Annotated in this window: 14 protein-coding genes and 2 pseudogenes; all 16 read right to left on the reverse strand. The window is 68.6% G+C overall.

Features of this window, described 5'->3' with window-relative positions:
* Window positions 1–8: 8 nt before the first annotated feature.
* The 16 genes and pseudogenes from BMX97_RS28115 to BMX97_RS28185 all read right to left on the reverse strand — a co-directional run bounded on the left by BMX97_RS28115 (window position 9) and on the right by BMX97_RS28185 (window position 20,918).
* Window positions 9–833, reverse strand: a complete 825-nt coding sequence (locus BMX97_RS28115; RefSeq protein WP_091754471.1) for an ABC transporter permease — start codon at window positions 831–833, stop codon at window positions 9–11.
* 9 nt (window positions 834–842) lie between these two features.
* Window positions 843–1,808 (reverse strand): ABC transporter permease, encoded by a 966-nt coding sequence (locus BMX97_RS28120; RefSeq protein ID WP_091754472.1) that lies wholly within the window; start codon window positions 1,806–1,808, stop codon window positions 843–845.
* The gene (locus BMX97_RS28125) at window positions 1,805–3,352 is read right to left on the reverse strand and encodes an ABC transporter substrate-binding protein (RefSeq protein ID WP_091754473.1); all 1,548 of its coding nucleotides are present in this window, start codon (window positions 3,350–3,352) and stop codon (window positions 1,805–1,807) included. The genes BMX97_RS28120 and BMX97_RS28125 overlap by 4 nt, the downstream gene beginning before the upstream one ends.
* Window positions 3,349–4,989 (reverse strand): FAD-dependent oxidoreductase, encoded by a 1,641-nt coding sequence (locus tag BMX97_RS28130; protein ID WP_091754474.1) that lies wholly within the window; start codon window positions 4,987–4,989, stop codon window positions 3,349–3,351. Before BMX97_RS28130 ends, BMX97_RS28125 begins: the two co-directional genes overlap by 4 nt.
* 2 nt (window positions 4,990–4,991) lie before the next feature.
* On the reverse strand, window positions 4,992–6,674 hold the full coding sequence (locus tag BMX97_RS28135; protein ID WP_091754475.1) for an MmgE/PrpD family protein: 1,683 nt from the start codon (window positions 6,672–6,674) through the stop codon (window positions 4,992–4,994).
* A 1,207-nt stretch (window positions 6,675–7,881) separates the two neighbouring features.
* Window positions 7,882–8,334 (reverse strand): hypothetical protein, encoded by a 453-nt coding sequence (locus BMX97_RS28140; protein ID WP_091754476.1) that lies wholly within the window; start codon window positions 8,332–8,334, stop codon window positions 7,882–7,884.
* A gap of 539 nt (window positions 8,335–8,873) precedes the next feature.
* Window positions 8,874–9,851, reverse strand: coding sequence for a plasmid partitioning protein RepB (repB, locus tag BMX97_RS28145; RefSeq protein ID WP_091754477.1), 978 nt, complete (start codon window positions 9,849–9,851; stop codon window positions 8,874–8,876).
* Between the two features lie 57 nt (window positions 9,852–9,908).
* Window positions 9,909–11,114 carry a plasmid partitioning protein RepA gene (repA, locus tag BMX97_RS28150; RefSeq protein ID WP_091754511.1) on the reverse strand — a complete coding sequence of 402 codons (1,206 nt, stop codon included), beginning with the start codon at window positions 11,112–11,114 and terminating at the stop codon, window positions 9,909–9,911.
* A gap of 563 nt (window positions 11,115–11,677) precedes the next feature.
* Window positions 11,678–12,883, reverse strand: a pseudogene (locus tag BMX97_RS28155) (IS256 family transposase).
* 179 nt (window positions 12,884–13,062) lie between these two features.
* Window positions 13,063–13,241, reverse strand: a pseudogene (locus tag BMX97_RS32430) (IS3 family transposase); the annotation flags it as partial.
* A gap of 854 nt (window positions 13,242–14,095) precedes the next feature.
* Window positions 14,096–15,040: a dihydrodipicolinate synthase family protein gene (locus tag BMX97_RS28160; RefSeq protein ID WP_091754478.1), complete on the reverse strand. Its 945-nt coding sequence runs from the start codon at window positions 15,038–15,040 to the stop codon at window positions 14,096–14,098.
* Between the two features lie 10 nt (window positions 15,041–15,050).
* Complete coding sequence (locus BMX97_RS28165; RefSeq protein ID WP_091754512.1) at window positions 15,051–16,799, reverse strand: IlvD/Edd family dehydratase; 1,749 nt, start codon at window positions 16,797–16,799, stop codon at window positions 15,051–15,053.
* A 53-nt stretch (window positions 16,800–16,852) separates the two neighbouring features.
* Window positions 16,853–17,770, reverse strand: a complete 918-nt coding sequence (locus BMX97_RS28170) for an NAD(P)-dependent oxidoreductase (RefSeq protein ID WP_091754479.1) — start codon at window positions 17,768–17,770, stop codon at window positions 16,853–16,855.
* A 26-nt stretch (window positions 17,771–17,796) separates the two neighbouring features.
* Window positions 17,797–19,302 carry a tripartite tricarboxylate transporter permease gene (locus BMX97_RS28175; protein WP_091754480.1) on the reverse strand — a complete coding sequence of 502 codons (1,506 nt, stop codon included), beginning with the start codon at window positions 19,300–19,302 and terminating at the stop codon, window positions 17,797–17,799.
* Window positions 19,303–19,384: 82 nt separating this feature from the next.
* Window positions 19,385–19,885 carry a tripartite tricarboxylate transporter TctB family protein gene (locus tag BMX97_RS28180; RefSeq protein ID WP_091754481.1) on the reverse strand — a complete coding sequence of 167 codons (501 nt, stop codon included), beginning with the start codon at window positions 19,883–19,885 and terminating at the stop codon, window positions 19,385–19,387.
* Window positions 19,886–19,919: 34 nt separating this feature from the next.
* Complete coding sequence (locus tag BMX97_RS28185) at window positions 19,920–20,918, reverse strand: tripartite tricarboxylate transporter substrate binding protein (protein ID WP_091754482.1); 999 nt, start codon at window positions 20,916–20,918, stop codon at window positions 19,920–19,922.
* Between the last annotated feature and the right edge of the window lie 103 nt (window positions 20,919–21,021).

Consider the following 21,021-nt stretch of genomic DNA (forward strand, 5'->3'; position numbering starts at 1 on the left):
TGGCGTGATCATGAGCGGCCCCGCAGCTTGGGATCGGCGAGCTCGCGCAGGCCGTCTCCGAGCAGGTTCAATCCGAGGAGCGTGAACGCGATGAACAGGCCGGTGAGCGTGAGCACCCACGGGGCCTGGCCGAACACCTCGCGGCCTTCCGCCATGATGGTGCCGAGCGAGGGCTGGGGCGGCTGGACGCCGAGCCCGATGAAGCTCAGGCCCGCCTCGATCACGATGCCGAAGGCGAGCCCGAGGGTCGCCTGCACCAGGAGCGGGCCCGCGATGTTCGGCAGGATCTCGCGAAGGAGGATGCTTGCGCTCGATTGGCCGATCACCCGTGCGGCAGCGACGTAGGTCTGGCCGCGGGCGCTCGCCGCAAGGTTGCGGCTGAGGCGCACGAAGATCGGTGTGTAGACGAGCGCGATGGCGAGGATCAGGGTTCCGATGCCGAATCCGAGCACGACGACGAGGAACAACGCGAGGACGAAGCTCGGGAACGAGAACAGGAGGTCGGAGAGGCGAAGCAGCACGGCGGCGGGGAGCCCGCCACGCTCGGCTGCGATCAGACCCGCGAGGGTCCCGGCGAATGCCGCGAGGGCAACGCCCGCAGCACTGACGGCCAGCGACAGCCTGGCCCCGGCGAGCACGCGGGTGAGTACGTCGCGCCCAAGGGCGTCGGTGCCGAACGGGTGCTGCCAGTCAGGGGGCATGAGAAAGGCGAGGACGTCCATGTGCGTGGGATCGTAGGGCGACAGGGCGGGCCCGAAGCCGACGAGCAGCGCGACGAGGCCGGTGACGAAGGCGCCGAGCGGCGCGAGGCGGTGGGCGAGGAAGGCGCGCATGCGAGGGGTCTAGCTCCGGCGCGGATCGAGGAGGGCGCAGAGCCCGTCGGTGGCGAGGTTCGCCGCGAGGACACCGAGCAGGAACACCAGCGCGCAGGCCTGCACGAGCGGGTAGTCGCGCGCGAAGGCCGCATCGACCATGAGGGCGCCGAGACCGGGCAGGCCGAAGATGCGCTCGATCACCACGGTGCCGCCGAGAAGGTAGCGAACCTGCAGCCCGACCACCGTGACGAACGGGATCAGCGCGTTGCGCAGGATGTGGTGGCGGAAGATGAATCCGCCGGGATGCCCGAGCGCGCGTGCGACCCGCACGTGCTCGCTCAAGGCTTCGTCGATCAGCGCCGCGCGCAGGATGCGGGTGAAGCTCGCCGCCATCGGCGCCGCGATGGCGAGCGCCGGCAACGTCGCGCACGAAAGAGCCCCGCTCAGCGAGACCGAAGGCGCAACGTAGCCGAAGCTCGGGAACAGGCCGAGCCCGAAGCCGAGGCTGCCGATCAGCAGGTAGGCGACCCAGAAATCCGGCATCGCGACACCGAGGACCGCGAGGGTCGTGGCGAGGCTGTCGGGCCAGCGGCCGCGCCAGCGGGCCGCCACGGCGCCGGCGACGAGGGCTGTCGCGGTCGCAAGGACGAGCGCGTAGACGCCGACGAAGGCGGTCACCGGCAACCGGTCGGCGATGAGGCGCGAGACCGGGATCCCGCTTGCGACCACGATCGAGGTGCCGAAGTCGCCCTGCAATGCCGGGCGGAGCCAGGCTTCGAACTGGACCGGCCAGGGCTGGTCGAGGCCCCAGCGCGCGCGATAGGCGGCCACGGCGGCGGGCGTCGCGCCCTCGCCGAGGGCGGTGAGCGCCGGGTCGCCCGGGCCGAGACGCAGGGCCGCGAAGATGCACAAGGCGCCGAGGAGCCCGACGAGGGCGGCCCCGCCGGCATGCCGGAGGATCGGGCCGGACAGACGGAAGAGACCCGCGTTCATGCCCGCAGCTCCAGGTGGCTGAACTGATCGCCGAAATTCGAGTAGGGCAGCTGGGTGAAGCCCGCGAGCCGGCGCGTGGCGACGTGATGGACGTTCGAGCAGAAGGCCGGCCAGACCGGCATGTCCTCGAGCATCAGGCGATCGGCCCGGGCGTAGATCGCGGCCCGGCGGCTGGGGTCGAGGGTGGTGCGGCCCTCCGCGAGCAGCGCCTCGAAGGCCGGGTTGGCGTAGCCCTGGAAGTTGCGGGCCCCCTCGGCGCCGAGGATGTCGCCGAGATACTCGTCGTAGTCGACGAGGCCGAGCCAGCCCCAGACGGCGGCCTGGTAGGCGCCGGACCGTAGCTGGGCGAAGACCGCGTTGGTGTCGCCGGACTGGACGCTGAGACGCGTTCCCAAGGTCTGGTTGATCTGGGCGACGACGATCTCGCCGAAGCGCCGCCACCAGGACGAGCCCCAGACGAGGACGGTCGCCGCGACGGCCTCGGGCCGGTAGCGCGCCTTGGCGAGCTCGGCCCGGGCGCGGGCCGGGTCGTAGGTCACGAGATCGGGGAGCGGACCCTGATGCGCCAGCAGGGCGGGCGGCAGCAGGCCCGGCGTGACGGTACCCTCGCCGAACAGGACGGCCTTGACCAGAGTGTTGCGGTCGAAGGCCATCGAGAGAGCGCGGCGCACGTGGACGTCGTCGAAGGGCGCCTGCCGGGTGTTGAGCGCGACGTAGCGGGTGTTGAGTCCAGGCTGCTTGAAGACCTGCAGGGAGGCGCGCGCCTCGAGGGCGCGAACATCGGCGAACGGTGCGGTGCTCGTCAGGTCCACGGCCTGGCCGAGAAGAGCGGTGAGCCCGCTCGATTCTTCCGGGATGAGCAGGACGTCGACCCGCGGGCTGCGGGGCGGCGGCCCGAGGCGATGGGGCGCGGCCTCGAGTTCGACGCGCTCGTTGGAGCGCCACGCTCGCACCCGGTAGGCGCCGCTGCCGACGGGGGCACGGGCGAAGGCCTCGGGCCCGAGGTCGCGCAGCGCAGCGCGCGACACGATCTGCGTCCCCGTCCGGGTGTTGGTGAGGGCGCTGAGCAGGGGGGCGAACGGCGCCCGGGTGGTGATGCGGACGGTCAGGGGGGTGCGGGTAGCGATCGCTTCGATCGCCACGAGCTTGCCGCGGTTCGGCGAGGCGGTGGCCGCGTCGAGGATGCGCTCGAGGGAGAACTTGACGTCGTCGGCAGTCACCGGCGCTCCGTCGTGGAAGCGCGCGTCGGGCCTGAGGCTGAACTCGAGCGTCGTCGAATCGACGACCGTGTAGGTCGCGGCGAGATCGCCCTCGATCTCCATGCGGGCGTTGAAGCGCAGAAGCGCGTTGAAGACCGCCCAGATGACGTACGATTCCGAGAGCAGGCTCGCCTTCGCCGGATCGAGGGTGTTCAGCACCGAGAAGCCCGCGATCGCGGCACGCACCGTCGCGGCGGCCTCGGCGCGGACGAGGCCCGCGCCGGCAAGCGAGCCGAGGGCGGCGCCGGCCACGAGGCTGCGCCGGGTCAGGATGGGCAGGGTCACGGGCGATCTCCTTGGCTGAGCGCGGCGGTCCCGGCTGGAAGGCTTAGGGGATCGGGAGCCGGGGATACGAGGAGCGGTGGGCGGGGAGACGAGACGGCGAACGGCGAGGCGAAGAGACTGGCGACCTCGTTCGTGTAGGCGGCGATGGCGGCTTGCCGGGCGGCGGTATCCCAGCCCAGGGCGTCGCCGACCGCGGCGGCGACGGCGGCGATCTCGCGCTCGCCGAGAGGCTCACCCCAGGCGGCGCCCGTGCGCCGGAACAGGATGTCGGCGAGCGTCGCGGCGTGCTCGCGCTCTGCCACGCGCCGCAGCTCGGCCGGGGCGCAGGGCGTGCCGGGGCACTGGCCCCGTCGGGTCGGATCCTGTGCCACGGCCGGTCCGGCGTAGCGCACGGCCTGTGCGGGGCGTCGGGGCACGAGGCCGCGGGCGGCCGTCCGGGCGAGCAGCCGTCCGGCAGAGCGATGGCTCATCACCGGACCGGCCGTGAGGGCGAAGATGCCCGGCAGGCCGTCCGCGGCGAGGTCGTGGAGCTCACGCGAGCGCCGGCCGAGCGGCAGCGCGGGATCGTAGGTCAACGGCCGGATTCCCGCCCAGCTCGCGACGACGGAGTCGGGCCCGAGGTGGCAGCCGGGCAGGAGATGGCGCGCCTCGGCGAGCAGGAAGGCGGCCTCGTCCGGAGTCACACGGACGTCGTGGGGGTCGCCGTCGTAGAGGGTCTCGGTCGGCCCGAAGAAGTGCAGGCCGCGCCAGGGGATGCAGTAGAACGGCTCGCCCCGGCGGCTGAGCGCGGCGATCCCCGTCCCGGCGCAGTCGGGAGGCAGCCGGACCAGGAGATGCGCGCCCTTGGTGCCAACGACGCGACGGCGGGCATCCGGGGCGACGGTCCGCGTGACCGCGTCGATCCCGGTGCCGGCGAGGTTGAGGACCCGTCGTGCCGTGACGTGGGCCGGCGGCTCCGAGCCGAGCGTATCGACAAGGCGCACCTGCCAGCCTTCGGGACACGATCCGAGGAGGGCCGCGGAGGTGTAGTTGCGCACCCGGGCGCCGCAGCGCTCCGCGTCGAGGACCGCGTCGAGGCAGAGCCGCTCGGGCCAGTCGATCTGGTACTCGCGAAAGCACGCGACGGCCTCGAGCCGGTCCGGATCACGCAGGGCGCGCAGGAGCGGGCGGGCGAGGGCGACACCGGGCGACAGGCGCTCGTAATCGAGGGGGATGCGGCCCCCGGAGCCGAGCCCGGCGAGGATCCCGAAGGCTGCGTCGATCTGCCAGGGCCGATAGGGTCCGTCCCGGTAGACCGGAAAGCAGAACCGCATCGCGGTCACCCGCTCCGGCACGGTCTGCACGAGCTCGGCCCGCGCCGCCATGGCCTGGCGCGCCATGCGCAAGGCCGTGAGGAGCCGATCGGGGCGGACAAGGAACTCGGTGATCGAACGGCCCGGGGCGAGGTAGCGCAGGCCGCAATGCAGGAGGCGGCTGGAGCGAGCGGTGGCTCCCGCCCCGAAATCTGCCTTGTCGACGAGGAGCACGTCGTGACCGGCCGCCGCAAGGTGCTGGGCGGCGCTCGCCCCGTTGATGCCGGCGCCGATCACCAGCACGTCGACCGTGAGCCCGGAGAGATGGGAAAGAGAAGTGCGCATCCTCACTGCCTCTCGCCGGCGGCCTTGAGGGCAGCGATCAGCGGCCCGACCGAGGGCGCACGGGAGAGACCCTCCACCGCCTCGATCAACGGCTCGGCCGGGCCGGGGACGAGACCACGGACCTTTGCAGCGAGCATCTCGTCCGACAGGAGGGTCCCCGGGTCCCAGGGGTCGCCTTGCGCAGTGTCGCTCTCGGCCCGCAGGACACGTCCGTCGGCGAGGTGGAGCTGGATGCCGCCCGGGAGCGTGCGCATCTGGTTGCGGGTGAGGCTGTGCACGAAGTCCTCGCCTCGGGGATGGGACACGAAGCTGACCTTGGCGCGCAGTGCGGTCGCGACGGGATCCTCCACCCAGCGCGGATCGCTCCAAGCCGGCCCCGGCGGCACGGCGAGGAGCTGCATCGCCACGAGGTGGGGGAAGCTGAATTGCCGGCTGGCGAACGTACGGGGCGTGGCGAGCGTGAACCGGGCCGAGCCGTTGAGCGGCCCCGTCTCGACCACGATCGCCGTAATGCCGTCGACGGCAGGACGCTCGTTTGCGAGGATCGCTCCGAGGGCGGTGAGAACCGGATGGGTGAACCGACAGCTCGGCCAGGGCTTGTAGGTGATGTCGGCGATGAGCCAGCGCTCGCCCAACCCCTCGGTCAGGTGCGCCACGCCGGGCGAGACCGCGCCCGAGACGCGCGCCAGCCCGCTTGGCCCATCGAGAATGGATGGGAACCCCGTGGTGCCCGCCTCGACCGCCAGTGCGGCTCCGGCCCCGGTGACGGCGCACCAGCCCGCATCGCAGTACTTCGCGTTCGGCAGGTCGACTGCGGCGGCCCAGTGCGCTCCGGCAGGAATCGGCGTGTTGGCACCGGCCACGCCGAGTGTCTGGGCGAACGTGTCGGGGTCCTGCGCCAGGAGCCGCGCCGCCGCGCCGGCTGCCGCCAGGACGACCGGCGCGGCGACGCCCCAGATCACCGGAAAACCCGTGACTCGCCCGTCCGTGATCTCGATCACCGGGCCGATCTGGCTTGCGAGCCTGGCCCCGAGCTCGTAGCCGGTTAGAATCGCGGTCAGGAACGCCGCGCCGGACTGCTTTTGCGCTTCGGCCAGACCGAGGGCGGATGCAACCGCACCGATCCCGAAATGAGCGCCGACTGGAAAGGTCTCGTCGAGATCGAGGGCATTCGCGAGGCGCGCGTTGGCGTAGATCGCTCCGAGGAGCCCGAGATCGGCTCCGCCGGCGACGAAGACGGGGATGCCGCCACCGAGGGCCAATCCGACATTACGGGCGATCGGCCCGATTTCGGTGTCGGCACCCGCCAGAAGGCATCCGAGGGTGTCGAGAAGGAGGCGCTCGGTCTCGCGGCGCACGGGCTCGGGCACCTCGGCCCAGGTCAGGGCACTGAAAGTCCGGGCGAGTTGAAGGGTGGCGGGAGGCAAGCCTTGAACTCCTGGCAGGGGTAAATCGCCCTCCGCATTTCGCTCCGTGCCACTGCGTTCAGCAAATGCAGCAATGATGTACTGGTATGCCGTAGCGGCATATCCGCGAGCGAGTGGAGTCGGCGACAGTGCTGCCCTGATGCCCGATGGCTGGCTCCCGTCACGGTCGCTTCCGGCAGTGACGGCGCGGATCGGTGCGAAGGTCTCGCCGGACTGTCCAGGCCCCGCTCGCCTCCTGCCGGCAGCCGCATCGGCCATCCTCGTCGATAAGATCGAGGCGGTAGCGCCGCGGCGCTTGGCTCGAGACCACCCTCCCCTTCTCCCGGCCAAGCGTGGCGGCGCAGCAGCATGGTCGCGCCCGACGACACGCTCTCGTGCCCCATTTGCCCTGGATGGGGGCCCCGCCTACGCCGCGGCCGCGGGACCGGGGGAACGCGTCGCCTCAGGGGACGGGGGTGCCTCATCGATCGTGATGACCGGTCTTGAGCGACAGCCGGGCGGCCCGGATCATCGGCAAGCTCCCCCGCCGGCCGGCGAGGTCCCAAGCATGGACAATCGGGCATCCGGCAAGCCGCGGGGGAACGGCCCGGCGCGAGACACCTCCGGTCGAATCTCGTCGAGCCAGAGAGGCGCAACGCGGCCGGCGTTACGTCGGGACTTGGAGAGGCGACCGGCCAGCGAACCGCCAAGCCGCACCGCACGATAAGCCAACGCGGCCGGTCCCGCCGAGATCTGGAGGCGTCCGACGCGAACCTGTCCGGCTCACCGCGGACGAGGCACACGGCAGATCACGACGACGGTGGGCCGCCCCTCCCCTGGCGGCCGTGGGCCCCGGCGGGACGCAATTTTTTCACGCCTTCGGGAGATGGTGGCATCGAGGCGCGTCGGCAGAGGCGCGTCGGCGCCCGATTCGTCCCCATCCCTGCCAGTGGTCGGTGTCTGCGCGCTCGAATGCGGCCTGCAGGCTGGTCGCGGCGGCTCGTCGATCGGATCCGGGGTGGCGTTCTCCTTCGGAGGTCGTTGGTCCTGGTGACCGGTTGCCACCTTGGCAGGGACATTACGGTTTTCTTCTTATTATGAACTTTTTGACGCTGATCGTGCCGATGTGGCCAGCCAAGCCCGGATGGCGTCGCTGGCGATCCGGATGACGTGAGTTCCCTTCACGCGCTCCTCGATCGCGAGATAGCCACGATGGGCCGCCCAGCGGATCGCCGTCTGGACGGTGCGGCTGCAGCGCTTGGCCCTGGCCGCGATCGTGCCGAGGGCAAGCTCGCAGAGTTCGTGCTCGCGGATCTCCCGGAAGATGACGCCGATCGCGCTGAGTTCGGCCGGATGGAAATTCTGTTTGACGGTGGCCGGCCACGGTAGCCGATGGCCAGTGTATTAAGTGTCTCTCACAAAACTCCCGATCACCGCCTCGGCTCGCTGTGGTGGCGACATCGCGGCGGGAGTTTTGTGAGGTGCACTAACGCCGCCGGGCGGCGGGCTGGCTTGTTGCCCGCTCAGCGAGGGTCAGGCGTCGCCGAGGTCCAGAACACGGCGTGGGGGATGCCTTGCCCCGAGGAGCGACGATCTCGGCGAGTGGTGGCTGCGCCGGTAGGGAGCCGGGCCGGGCGTTGCCGAGCGCTGCGAGCCGGTCGGACGCGAAGGCGCCGAGCGGCGTCACGCAGCCCTTGGCCGACCCGGCCCCGGTCTTGACCTGGTGTAGGGCGGCTGCTGCCGCCATGCGCGTGCGCCGCGCGTAGACCGCCTGGAAGACCTCCTCGACGTGCTCGTCGAGAAGCTGACCGGCGCCGTAAGCCTGGATCGGGTGCGCATTGAGGGTGTCGAGCACCGGCCGCCGACCGTCCCCGGAGATCTTGGCCGCAGCGCGCAGGTGATAATCGCGCACCAGCGAGGAGGTGGCCTGATGGATCATCGGCCCCTCCCCCGAACGCGTTGCCGGGAACGTTCAGGACACGAGCCCGGCAGGGTCTCGCGCTCGGCCGGGTACCGACGGTGAAGGAGAGGCCGCGAGGACGCACGGACCGGTGGAGGAAACGGGTGACCATGCGGTGGCGCATCGATCCTCGGCAGGATCAGCGTTTCACGGCGCGGGATATCGGGCGTTCCTTCAATGAGGAGCCGGATCGTCGGGGGTCCGCCTAGCTCGCGAGCGGGCGAACGAGCATGCGTGCGCGTTCGCTCGTGCCGTCGCCTGGCCAAGCAGGACCGTCCACTGCCCGGTGGGCATGCCATGTTCCTTGCTGTCATCAGGCAAAGGAAATCTGCTCGCTGGAACGGCGTCCGACGCGTGACGGCCATGGACGGAAGTGCGGTTCTCTCGTCGCCGAACCCGAGAAGGTCTTACGGGACAAACGTTCTGGGAGGCTTTTTCTTTTTGCCGCGTGCTCTTTGCGTGCTCTTTGATTGAAGCCGGCTGGGCGAGATTACCCAGCCGGTGGTGCGCGGGTCGCGTCAGTCTCCCTGGACGTTGCGGGTCTTCGCCTCCAGGAACGCGCCGTAAAGCTGTTCCAGGTGGGACGAAATATATTCGCCGAACTCCCCGGCATCCCTGGATGTCAGGGACAGGCTGAATGTCTTGCCGGAGCGGCGGCACGTCGCTTCGACGGCCTTGCCGGGTGGGGCCCAGTAGGATGTCTGCTGCGAGATCTGTCGGCGACCCGGTGCTCGGCGACCCGCCTTGATCGCCGCGAGGAGATGGCTGAAGCGTTCCGGGCCATCCTTCGCCAGGAACTCTTCTGATAGGATCGCGTCGAACGCGATCTCGGCTTTCGCCGGAACGGCTACCAGCTTCTTCAGCTCTTCCCATCGATCACGTCCGACGCCTTTGGCGGCACCGACGGCATCGATGATGCCAGCCGGCACGGTCTCGGCCACCGACAGCATCCGGGACAGGAGCGTGTCGTCGATCGCGAGGGCCGCCTTGATCGTCGCCTTGGACTGACCCATGCCAAGCAGCTTCTTGGCGAACAGCGCCTTCTCGATGAAGGACAGGTCGGCGCGGGCAGCGTTCTCCTGTCCCTGCGCGACGATGTGGGCAATGTCCTCGATGGACTTCACGACCGCCCGCACGTCACGCCCGAGTTCGCGCGCCGCGCGAACGCGGCGGTGTCCGTAGACGATCATGAACCGCCCCTCCCGGTTCGGGTGGGGGCGGACCAGAATCGGGGTAGACTGGCCGTGCTCGGCGATCGCATCGCGCAGCCGGACGTAGTCCTCGTCATCCTGATCGAGGCGATCGGCAACGAAGGAATCGTCGACCAGCGCGGTATCGAGGCTGACGATCGCCTCGCCATCGGCCATGCGCTTGGTGTTCTCGGCCATCTCCTCGATCGACCGCGTCATCGACCGGGCGGCGCCGCGCCGGGTGAAGTCGGTACTGGGCTCCCCGATCGGGGCTCCGAGCACGTTGGCGAGAAGGTTCTTGCGCATCGCGTCAGGCCCCTATCCGCCTGGTAGGCCAGTGAAATTCGGCGTTCTGCACGGCTGTCAAACCCGCCTCCCCCAGGCTTGATGGATGAGACTGGCGATCTCTTCGTTGACGGCGTTGACCGCTTCCAAGGCGCGATCATAAGTCGATCGGATCATCTGGCTGCGATCGACCTCGTACAGGGACTGGTTGGTGATCCCCGCATCCGAGATCGCGGTGGACTTCACCATCTGATGCGTCAGCATGTTCTTCGGAAACAGGACGTGCATGAACCCGACCATTTGGGCTTGCGGACCATCCGTCGGCTCGTAGCGGGTCACGAGGTAGCGGAACCACTTGAGATTCACGGTAGCTCCAGCATCCGCGATCGACTTCAGAATCCCGCCGAGCATCAATAGGAACTGGCTCATCGACATCACGTCGAGCATCTGAGGGTGGATGGTGACGAGCACGGAGGTCGAGGCCGTCAGCGCAGTCAGCGTGAGGTAGCCGAGTTGCGGCGGACAATCGATGACGACCACGTCGTAGCGGTCATCGACCTCCTTCAGCGCGCTGGAGATGCGCGTGAAGAACGTCCGGCCTTCGGCGTTCCTGTTCGAGGCTGCCAGCGGCGTGTCGTACTCGTATTCCTGCAGGTCCAGGCTAGCGGGAACGATGTCGAGACCGGGGAAGTTGGTCGGCCGGATGATCTCCGACAGCGGGAGCTTCTTGTCGTCGTAGCGCAGGGCCTCGTAGATGGACGGAGCCTTGTCGAGTTCCGGCTGGATGCCGTGCAGAGCCGAGAGAGAAGCCTGCGGATCGAGATCGATCGCCAGAACGCGATGGCCCGTAAGGGCGAGGAACTGAGCCAGGTGCGCTGCCGTCGTCGTCTTGCCGCTGCCACCCTTGAAGTTGACCGCCGAGATGATCTGCATCTTCTCGCCAGCCCGGCGGTGGGGCACGTATTGCTTGAGGTCGGATCGTCCGTGACGATCAAGGTATTTTCTGAGCTCGAGCATCTGGTCGGCGGTGTATGAGCGCCGCCCGGACGGCGAGGTCGCCGGGATGGGACCCTTGCCTTCGAGGTGAAGCTTCTTGATGTTCGACGGCGTAACGCCCAGAAAATACGCAACCTCCGCCAACGAGAAGGGCCGGAGCCCCTTGGTGGCGTTAGGTGGATAATGCTCCATCCGGAGCATGCTCAACTTGTCGGAGATAAGACCACCCTGACGCAGGATGGTGTCATGGAAGTTGGCAACCTCCATTCCCTCTGATGGCGCCGACATATCCATCCGCAATGGTTCCCGAGTAACGCTTTTTCCAGGCTACGCCCGTTCCAAGCGTTATTATGTGCGATTCTCAGGTTGCGGCAATGATTTTTCGGTTGATGAGTGGTTAACGCTGGGATTGGGCCCCGCGTCGAGGCTCGATCCCAATAAGGCGTTCATCCAACAGCATTATTTGGCGATCTGCACGGCTGTCAAAAAGCTCTCTCCGTGCCTGCTGCGATCGTGTGGATTCTCGCGGCTCGGGACGTTGGGGCGGTACGTCAGAGCGCTCTCGCGCGTCGGTAGCCCACTCGGCGATGCCCGCGGCGCCGTCGAGCTGCGGAATCTCCCATCACACCACCGATTCCCTAGGCGGGCTCGTCGGTCGGACGAGAGGGGCTCGAACGTCGAACCACGCCGCAACCACGCGCCGTATCGAGCCAATTCGTATGACGTCTGGGGATGGCAAGGCGGTAGATAACCTGATTTCAGGCGATAGGCGGCCCAGCCGGCACCTGTTGATCAGCCGCCCGACCTCAATGGATTCGCGGGAGCAACCAGGTCGTGTCCCAGGGCGTGGTTTAGCTTGGTGTGGTCCACCACGATGACCGGCCGGGCCGGACTGCGAGGTTTGGTAGGCTGACGAGGGGATCATCGCCGATCCGGGCGATGCTTTCCAGTATCTTGATGCGGCAACGCTGCACGGCCCTCTCGTCGTTCTACTCCAGCAGAATCGCTCCTTCGGGCCTGCAGATTGCAGGCTCGTCGGGGCAGATGGCGACGACCTTGGCGCGCCGCTTGATCTCGCCGTTGAGGCGCTCCAACGGGTTGGTCGAGTACAGCTTGGCGCGATGCGTCGCTGGAAAGCCCGTGTAGGCCAGGACATCAGTCTCTGCAGCGTCCATCAGGGCGGCTAGCTTCGGAACCTTGGGCCGGAGCTGACCGGCGACCCGCCGCCACTGCAGGCGGGCGGCCTCGGCGTTCTTCTGGGCGAAGGCGGTGGCGATGAAGGCCGAGACGACGCGCCGGCCCGAGCGGCCGGCATGGGCCAGCACGTTGCGCATGAAATGCACCCAGCATCGTTGCCAGGAGGCGGTCATCATCGTGGCGACCGACGGCTTGATGCCCTCGTGAGCGTCCGAGATCACCAGCTCGACCCCGCGCAGGCCTCGCCGGGCCAGCTTGCGGAGAAAATAGGTCCAGAAGAGCTTGCCCCGGACTTGATCCGGGGTCTCCGCCTCGGATGGACCGATGTCGAGACCCAGCACCTCGCGTCGTCCACCCGTGCTGACGCCGACCGCCACGGTGACGGCGACCGAGACGATACGGTGGTTCTGGCGCACCTTCACGTAGGTGGCGTCGATTCAAAGGTAGGGCTACTCGCCTTCGATCGGCCATTTCAGGAAGGCGTTCACGCGGTCATTGATCTCCTGGCACAGCCGACTGACCTAGATCTTGGCGATGCCCGTCCCACCCATGGCCCGGACCAGGTCGTCGACCGTGCGGGGTCGAGATGTCGTGGACGGAGGCCTCTCGGATCACCGCCGTGAGCGCCTTCTCGGTCATGCGGCGCTACTGCAGGAAGCTCGGGAAGTAGCTCCCCGTCCGGAGCTTCGGGACCTGCAACTCGACTGCTCCAGGTTCTTCTCGCCGTGGGCCTCGCCGGTCAGACCACCCACCTCCCGTCCCATCAGACGTTGCGCGGCAAAGCCGATCACCTCGCGCAGAACGTCTACGTGCGCACTCGTCTCAGCCAGCGCCCGCAGGCTCATAACGGCATCGGTCATCGGGGTCTCCTGAGTTCGGGGTGGGTGTCGGCAACCCGATCCTAACCCGTCACTGCCGATGGCCACCCCCGCGGGAGATCACGCCCGCTACAGCGTCGTGAGGGTGCGCAGGCGGGAACTCCCGCCTTCGGTCAGCTGCACCACTTGAAGGAACACGACGTCTTCTGTGCGGGTCACACACCTTGATCACGATCTGACTCGCGCACCCAGTTCCTCAGTGTCTCACCCGAGCAGCCGATCTTGGCCGCAATCGACTGAACGGCCGACGACCGCGAGCCGTGCTCGCCCTCATGGTCGTTCACCATCCGCATCGCGCGCTCGCGCACCTCAGGGAAAACGGGGCCGTTCGCTTCGTCATGGCTCCATCCTCTCAGAAGTTGGAGCCTCCACGGAAACCCGGGGCGATCCACGGTGCGGCTTGAGGATCTGCTAACCACGCTCATTCATGGTGCGCCACGGGCCGCGTTGCGTTGGGTCCTTCGCCGTATGGATACGGTATCGCCCCGCTGCGCCTCTGGCCGGCGGGGCTCTCCGTTTTTTACCACGAAGACGGCGCCAGCATCACTACTTCGAGAACCTGACATGCTCCACCGCGTCCATGGGCGCTATTCCTCCGTCCCATGAGGCTGACGACAGCTTCGAAATGATCTCAGAGCTCGTGGCCGAACTCGCGAAGATTTTCGCTAAAGAGCATGCCACACATCGCCTTGGTGAGGCAGTTCCACGCGACCAATTGCTGGATCGTGCCCACATCATGCTGATGCAGCACGCACGGCACGTGCCAGTATCGATCATGATATCCTGGAAACAGCACTCTTCGCTGGCGGCCATAAGCCTTGAGACCTAGTGGGACCGCAAAGATTGACCTATGCGAACCTGTGAAGTCGTGATTGCCGACCGTTCAACATGCCGCGTTCCGTCCAGGCTCGCCCAAGTTATACGTCGGCTGCTGGCCGTTCGGAATCGCCGTCGACAGCTCATGGAAGCTGTGGGCCGTCAAGAATGAGACGGACCGTGAAGCGCTCCTTGGGGCTCTGGGACAACCGATCCCAACGCGGGAGGACGTACTCGACCTCTCGGCCAAGTCGGATGCGGCCGTGTGCCGACTCGGCACCGGCGACCTGCTGCCGACGCTCTACATCCACCACCAGGACCGAATGTGGTTCGGCGGCAGATACGGGGGAGGGCGGCGGACGGCTTCGTAGGCACCGGTCATTTCGTGAGGGATCGTGAGCGGCCCCAGCGCAGCACAAGGGCATCGCGCTCGCGAGCGAGTTCGATCAGACCCTCTCGGGTCGCCGGGTGGACCGGTTCGAGGGGCGCGCGCAGCGCGTCGGAGCGGATGATGCCGCCTTCCTTCATCAGGATCTTGGCCGCGGCGAGCCCGGTCTGGCGGTTCTCGTAGTTGATCAGCGGCAGCCAGCGGCCGTAGGCCTGCACCGCCTCGTCGCGCCGCCCGGCGAGGTAGGGATCGAGGATCTGGCGGATGCCGTCCGGATAGCCGCCGCCGGTCATCGCACCCGTCGCGCCGGCATCGAGGTCGGCCAGCAGCGTGATCGCCTCCTCGCCGTCCCACGGGCCCTCGATCGCGTCGCCGCCGAGCTCGAGAAGGGTCCGCAGCTTCGCCGCGGCCTGCGCGGTCTCGATCTTGAAGTACGAGACGTTCTCGACCTCGCGGGCGAGCCGCGCCAGGAAGGCGGCCGACAGCGTGGTGCCGGAGACCGGCGCGTCCTGGATCATGATCGGGATCGAGATCGCGTCGGAGACCGCCTGGAAGAACCGCTCGATTCCCGCCTCGGTCACCCGGATCGTCGCCCCGTGATAGGGCGGCATGATCATCACCATGGCGGCGCCCAGGTCTTGCGCCCGGCGCGAGCGCTCAGCGCAGATATGGGTGGCGAAGTGGGTCGTCGTAACGATCACCGGCACGCGCCCGGCGACGTGCTCCAGCACCGCCGTCATCACCGCGTCGCGCTCGGCATCGGTGAGGACGAACTGCTCGGAGAAGTTGGCGAGGATGCACAGGCCGTGCGAGCCGGCCTCGATCATGAAGTCGATCGCCCGACGCTGCCCGTCGAGGTCGAGGGTGCCGTCTTCGTGGAAGATCGTCGGGGCGACGGGGAAGACGCCGCGATAGGGGCGGGGAGCTATCGTCATGGTCGCTCTCTCAGTGGTTGTCGCGCGGCACCGGGGAGCCGGTGCGGCCGACCAGGAAGTCGAGGTCGGCGCCGCGATCGGCCTGCAGCACGTGGTCGATGTAGAGCTTGGCATAGCCGCGCTCGGCATGCGGCACCGGGGGGACCCAAGCCTCGCGCCGGCGCGCCAGCTCGGCCTCGTCGACATGCAGGTGCAGCGAGCGGGCAGCGACGTCGAGGGTGATGAGATCGCCATTCTGCACGAAGGCGAGTGGCCCGCCGGCTGTGGCCTCGGGCGCGACGTGCAGCACCACGGTGCCGTAGGCGGTGCCGGACATTCGCGCGTCGGAGATCCGCACCATGTCGCGCACGCCCTGGCGCAGCAACTTCTGGGGGATCGGCATGTTGCCGACCTCGGCCATGCCCGGATAGCCCTTCGGGCCGCAATGCTTGAGCACCATCACGCAGGAGGCGTCGATGTCGAGGTCCTCGTCGCTGACCGCGCGGTGCATCGCCTCGACCGATTCGAACACCACGGCCCGGCCGGTATGGTTCATCAGCTCCGGCGAGGCGGCCGACGGCTTGATGACGGCCCCGTTCGGCGCGAGGTTGCCGGTGAGGATGGCGATGCCGGCCTCGGCTTTGAACGGGGCCTCGTACGGCGTGATGACCTCGCGGTTGTAGCAGGCCGCCGACTGGACGTTCTCCCCGACCGGCCGACCGTTCACGGTCGGCGCGTCCTTGTGCAGGAGGCCGCGCTCGCTCAGCTCCCGCAGCACCACCGGCAGGCCGCCGGCATAGTAGAAATCTTCCATCAGGAAGCGGCCGGACGGCATCAGGTCGACGAGGCAGTGCACGTCGCGCCCGAGCCTGTCGAAGTCGTCGAGGGTGAGGTCGATCCCGATCCGCCCGGCGATGGCGAGGAGATGCACCACCGCGTTGGTCGAGCCGCCGATGGCGGCAAGCGTGCGGATCGCGTTCTCGAAGGCCTGGCGGGTCAGGATCTTCGACAGAGTCAGGTCCTCGTTGACCATCTCGACGATGCGCCGGCCGGACAGCCGCGCCAGCAGGCTCCGGCGGGCATCGGCGGCGGGGATCGCGGCGTTCTCGGGCAGGCTGACGCCGAGCGCCTCGACCATCGAGGCCATGGTGGAGGCGGTGCCCATGGTCATGCAGGAGCCGGCTGAGCGGTTCATGCCGGCCTCGGCCTCGTGGAAATCGCGCAGCGTGACCTCGCCGGCGCGCAGCTGCTCGGACATCGAGATGATGTTGGTGCCCGAGCCGATCAGCTGGCCGCGATAGACGCCGCGCAGCTGCGGCCCGCCCGACACGCCGATGGTCGGGAGATCCGCCGAGGCCGCGCCCATCAGGAGCGCCGGGGTGGTCTTGTCGCAGCCCATCAGCAGCACGATGCCGTCGAGGGGATGGGCCCGGATCGCCTCCTCGACGTCCATCGCCGCGAGGTTGCGAAACAGCATCGCGGTCGGCCGCATGGTGACCTCGCCGAGCGAGGAGACCGGGAACTCGAGGGGGTAGCCGCCGGCATCGAGCACGCCCCAGCGGACATGTTCGGCGAGCGCCCGGAAGTGCTGGTTGCAGGGGTTGAGCTCGGACCAGGTGTTGCAGATGCCGATCACCGGCCGGCCCTCGAACCGGTCGTGCGGCTGCCCCGAGTTCTTGAGGAACGAGCGGTAGTAGAACCCCATCTTGTCCTGCCGGCCGAACCAGGCCTGGCTGCGCAGGGGCTTCCGGCCATCGCGGGGCGTGTCGTCGTCGTGCATCATGGTCGTCTCGGGGGATCCGGGGGCCGTTTCGTCGGTGGCGGTCGGAAGGCTCAAGCCTGGGCCGGGTCGTTGCGCCGTTCCAACTCGACCAGCAGGCCGGAATGGTCGAGGTCGCCGGCATGCTCCAGCAGATCGCGGAAGAGCCCGGCGGTGAGCTCGGTGTAGGGGGTCTTAGCAAGTGCGAGGCGCTGCCCGGCATCGAGCGCGTTGTCGAGGTCCTTGAGGTGGGTGACCGAGCGGCCCCGCGTGGTGAAGTCCCGCGCGATCATCCGCTCGGCGTGCAGGTCGAGGATCCGGCTCTCGGCAAAGCCGCCGCGCAGGGCCTCGCGCACCTTGGCCGGGTCGGCGCCGCCGCGGGCGGCGAGCATCAGGGCCTCGGCGACCGCGCCGATCGTCACCCCGACGATGATCTGGTTGGCGAGCTTGGCGAGCTGGCCTGCGCCGTGCGGCCCGACATGGACCGGACGGCCCATCGCGGCGAGCACGGCCTCGGCCTTTGCGAAAGCCTCGGTCTCGCCCCCCGCCATGATGGCGAGGGTACCGGCCTCGGCCCCGACGGTGCCGCCGGAGACCGGCGCGTCGACGTGGGCGATGCCGCGCTCGGCCAGGCGGGCGGCGTGGTCTTGCGCCTCCGCCGGCTTGATCGAGCTCATGTCGACGACGACGGCGGCCGGCGAAATTGCCTGCGCGGCGCCGGAGCCGAACAGCACCTCCTCGACGATGCCGCCGTTCTCCAGCATCAGGACGACGATGTCGGCCTCGCGCACCGCCTCCGCGGGGCTGCCGGCGACCCCGGCGCCCACGAGCGCCTCGGCCTTGGGGCGGGAGCGGTTCCAGGCGGTGACGGGGTAGCCGGCGCGCAGGATGTTGCGGGCCATCGGCGCGCCCATCAGGCCGGTGCCCAGGAAGGCGATGCGGCGCCCGGATCCCGTCCCGGTCGCAGGGTTATGCGGGGTCGTGTCGGTCATGGCGATCGGGTCCGTGTTCCGAGGGATCAGGCGAGGCGGCGGGCGCCGCCGAGGCGCTGGACCAGGAGCGTGAGCAGCGGCCAGGCGGCGAGCAACAGGGCGAGCGTCGTCAGCGTGCCGACGAGCGGGTTCGACCAGAAGATCGACAGCGACCCGCGCGACAGGATCATCGACTGGCGGAATGCGTCCTCGGTCTTGTCACCGAGCACCATCGCGAGGACGAGCGGCGCCAGGGGATAGTCGAGCTTCTTGAACACGTAGCCACCGATCCCGAAGGCCAGCATCAGCCACAGATCGAAGGTCGCACCCGCTACCGTGTAGGCGCCGATGACGCAGACCGCGATGATGACCGGGCCGATGATCGCGAACGGGATGCGCAGGATCGCGGCGAAGAGCGGCACGGTCGCCAGCACCAGCACCACCGCGACGACGTTGCCGAGATACATCGAGGCGATCAGGCCCCAGACGAAGTCGTGCTGGTCGGTGAACAGGGTCGGGCCGGGGGTGAGGCCCCAGATCATCAGCCCACCCATCATCACCGCCGAGGTCGCCGAGCCCGGGATGCCGAGGGCCAGCATCGGCAGCATCGCCGAGGAGCCGGCGGCGTGGTCGGCGGTCTCGGGCGAGATCACGCCCTCGGGCTCGCCGCGGCCGAAGCCCGCGCGCCGGCGCGAGAACCGCTTGGCGAGGCCGTAGGACATGAACGAGGCAGCGGTCGGCCCGCCCGGGGTGATTCCCATCCAGATCCCGATCACCGCCGAGCGCAGCAGTGCCAGCCAGTAGCGCGGCAGGTCGGCCGCCGCCCGCAGGGTGCCGGCCAGCGTGACCCGCGCCTTCACGCCGTCGAAGCGCAGGCCCTCCTCCATTGTGATCAGCAATTCGCCGATGCCGAACAGCCCGATCACCGCGACGAGGAAGCTGACGCCGCGCAGGAGCTCGTTGAGCCCAAAAGTCAGCCGCAGGCTGCCCGAGACCGAATCCATGCCGATCGAGGCGAAGCCGAGGCCGAGCGCGATCGCCGTCAGGGTCTTGAACGGCGAGGCGCCGGCGAGGCCGACGAAGCTCGCGAAGGCGAGGAGGTAGACGGCGAAGTATTCCGGCGAGGAGAACCGCAGAGCGAATTGCGCGACGTAGCCCGACAGGGCCGTGATCACGATGACGCCGACCAGCGCCCCGAACCCGGCCGACAGGAACGCGTAGCTCAAGGCCTCGGTCGCCCGGCCCTGCTTGGCCATCGGGTAGCCATCGAAGGTCGTCGCGACCGAGGACGGCTCGCCCGGGATGTTGAACAGGATCGAGGTGGTCGAACCGCCGAACAGCGCTCCCCAGTACATCGAGGCGAGCAGGATGATGGCCGAGACCGGCTGCATCGAGAAGGTCAGGGGCAGGAGCAGGGTGACGCCGTTCGGGGCGCCGAGACCGGGTAGCACCCCAACCAGGATCCCGAGCAGGACGCCGCAGACCATCAGGGCGAGGTGGTAGGCGGTGAACGCCACCCCGAAACCCTGGATGAGGGATTCGATGTTCGACATCTTTGTGCCTTCGAGGGCGGATTGGGCGGGAAAGGGCGCAGAGGGATTCCCGACGGGAACCCGGGGGCCGGGCGAGCCGGACTCAGTGGAAGCCGAGCAGGCTCTCGATCGGGCCCTTGAGGAGCGGCTGCCCGAACAGGAACTCGAACAGGACGAAGAACGCGACCGCGGTACCGAGCCCGATACCGAGCGATTTCGCCCAGCCGTAACCGCCCTGGAAGCGGGTGGTGAAGACGAGGTAGAGCGCCATCGCGGCGTAGAGGCCGAGCACGCTCGCCAGGGCCACGAAGGCGACGACCGGACCGAAGAACGAGGCGACCCGCCGGAATTGGACGTTCGTGAGCCAGACCGTGCCGCGCCACTCCCGGTGCAGGAGCGCGGTGGCGCCGGAGCCGAGGGCGCCGAGCATCACCACGAGCCCGACGCGGAACGGGAAGTAGCCGGGCTGGGGACCGTTCTCGTCCCAGCCGATCTGGAATTCCAGGGCGCCGACGACGATCGCGGCGCCGATGCAGAACAGGATCGCGGCGGTCGCGACTTCGGCCGTGGCGCGCGAGACGAGCGGATGTTCACCGAGGTTCATGGGACATCTCCGGCGGGAAACACGGCTCCTCTGCTCAGTTAACCAGCCAGCCTTCGTCCTTGAAGGTCGCCCGCATCCGCGCCTCGTCGGCGGTGATGAAGCCTGCAAGCGCCTTGGCGTCGAGGAACCGGTCGGTCTGGGCGGTCCGCTCGATGTAGTCGCGCCACTCGGGCGTCGCCCGCACCTTCTCGAGAAGGGCGACGTAGTAAGCCGTGACCTCGTCCGGGACGCGAGCCGGCGTGAACACGGTCCTGGGCATCCGGTACTCCTCGAGGGGTAGGCCGGCCTCGCGGCAGGTCGGCACGTCGCCCCAGCCCTCGGTTGCAGTGACCTTCGCGCCGGCTGCCATGCGCTTGGGGCTGAAGACGCAGAGCGGCCGCACCGTACCGGCCTTCCACTGGCCGACGCTCTCGCTCGGATTGTTGGTGTTGGCGTCGATGTGGCCACCGGAGAGCTGCACCGCCGCCTCGTTACCGCTCTTGAACGGCACGTAGATGAACTTCACGGACGCCGCCTTCTCCAGGAGGCGAGTGAGCAGCTGGTCGACGTCCTTCGACTGGCTGCCGCCCATCTTCACGTCGCCGGGGGCGGCCTTGGCGGAGGCGAGCAAGGCCGCGGCATCGGCGGTTCCGGGCTTGCCCCATAGGATGAACTCGTCGAAGGCCATCGCGGCGACGGGCTTCAGGTCGGCGGGGGCGAAGGCGAGCTTGGCCACCATCGGCAGCATCCACTCGTTGGACGTGCCGAAGATCAGCTTGTGCGGCTCACCGGCCGCCATCTTGCCCTGGATGAAGCCCTCCGCTCCCGAGCCGCCGCCCTTGTTGACGACGACGAGGGAGACGTCGGCGAGCTTGTTCTTGGTGATCGCGGCCTGGACCGTGCGGGCGAACTGGTCGGTGCCCCCACCCGGACCACCGGTGACGACGAACTCGATCGTCTTCGACGGCTTCCAGTCGGCTTGGACCGAGGTCGCGAAGGATGCGGCAGCCAGAAGGGCCCCGGCGACGGCAAGACGTGCTGCGCGAGTCGTCATGATGTGTCCTCCCATGAGGTCGATGCCGGCCCGTTGGCGGGTCTTGTCGGCACTGGTCGATTCGGGGGGAGGGGGCGGCGCGCCCCCGTCCAATATTCGGGCG

The sequence above is a fragment of the Methylobacterium sp. ap11 genome, assembly GCF_900110515.1.
GTDB lineage: Bacteria > Pseudomonadota > Alphaproteobacteria > Rhizobiales > Beijerinckiaceae > Methylobacterium > Methylobacterium ajmalii.

Bases quoted from the DNA above. Each gene is read 5' to 3' on its own strand.
- repB (WP_091754477.1), bottom strand. From the start codon at position 9,851: ATGCGCAAGAACCTTCTCGCCAACGTGCTCGGAGCCCCGATCGGGGAG.
- repA (WP_091754511.1), bottom strand. From the start codon at position 11,114: ATGTCGGCGCCATCAGAGGGAATGGAGGTTGCCAACTTCCATGACACC.
- BMX97_RS28160 (WP_091754478.1), bottom strand. From the start codon at position 15,040: ATGACGATAGCTCCCCGCCCCTATCGCGGCGTCTTCCCCGTCGCCCCG.
- BMX97_RS28115 (WP_091754471.1), bottom strand. From the start codon at position 833: ATGCGCGCCTTCCTCGCCCACCGCCTCGCGCCGCTCGGCGCCTTCGTC.
- BMX97_RS28120 (WP_091754472.1), bottom strand. From the start codon at position 1,808: ATGAACGCGGGTCTCTTCCGTCTGTCCGGCCCGATCCTCCGGCATGCC.
- BMX97_RS28170 (WP_091754479.1), bottom strand. From the start codon at position 17,770: ATGACCGACACGACCCCGCATAACCCTGCGACCGGGACGGGATCCGGG.
- BMX97_RS28180 (WP_091754481.1), bottom strand. From the start codon at position 19,885: ATGAACCTCGGTGAACATCCGCTCGTCTCGCGCGCCACGGCCGAAGTC.
- BMX97_RS28185 (WP_091754482.1), bottom strand. From the start codon at position 20,918: ATGACGACTCGCGCAGCACGTCTTGCCGTCGCCGGGGCCCTTCTGGCT.
- BMX97_RS28165 (WP_091754512.1), bottom strand. From the start codon at position 16,799: ATGCACGACGACGACACGCCCCGCGATGGCCGGAAGCCCCTGCGCAGC.
- BMX97_RS28175 (WP_091754480.1), bottom strand. From the start codon at position 19,302: ATGTCGAACATCGAATCCCTCATCCAGGGTTTCGGGGTGGCGTTCACC.
- BMX97_RS28135 (WP_091754475.1), bottom strand. From the start codon at position 6,674: ATGGCCGATGCGGCTGCCGGCAGGAGGCGAGCGGGGCCTGGACAGTCC.
- BMX97_RS28130 (WP_091754474.1), bottom strand. From the start codon at position 4,989: ATGCGCACTTCTCTTTCCCATCTCTCCGGGCTCACGGTCGACGTGCTG.
- BMX97_RS28140 (WP_091754476.1), bottom strand. From the start codon at position 8,334: ATGATCCATCAGGCCACCTCCTCGCTGGTGCGCGATTATCACCTGCGC.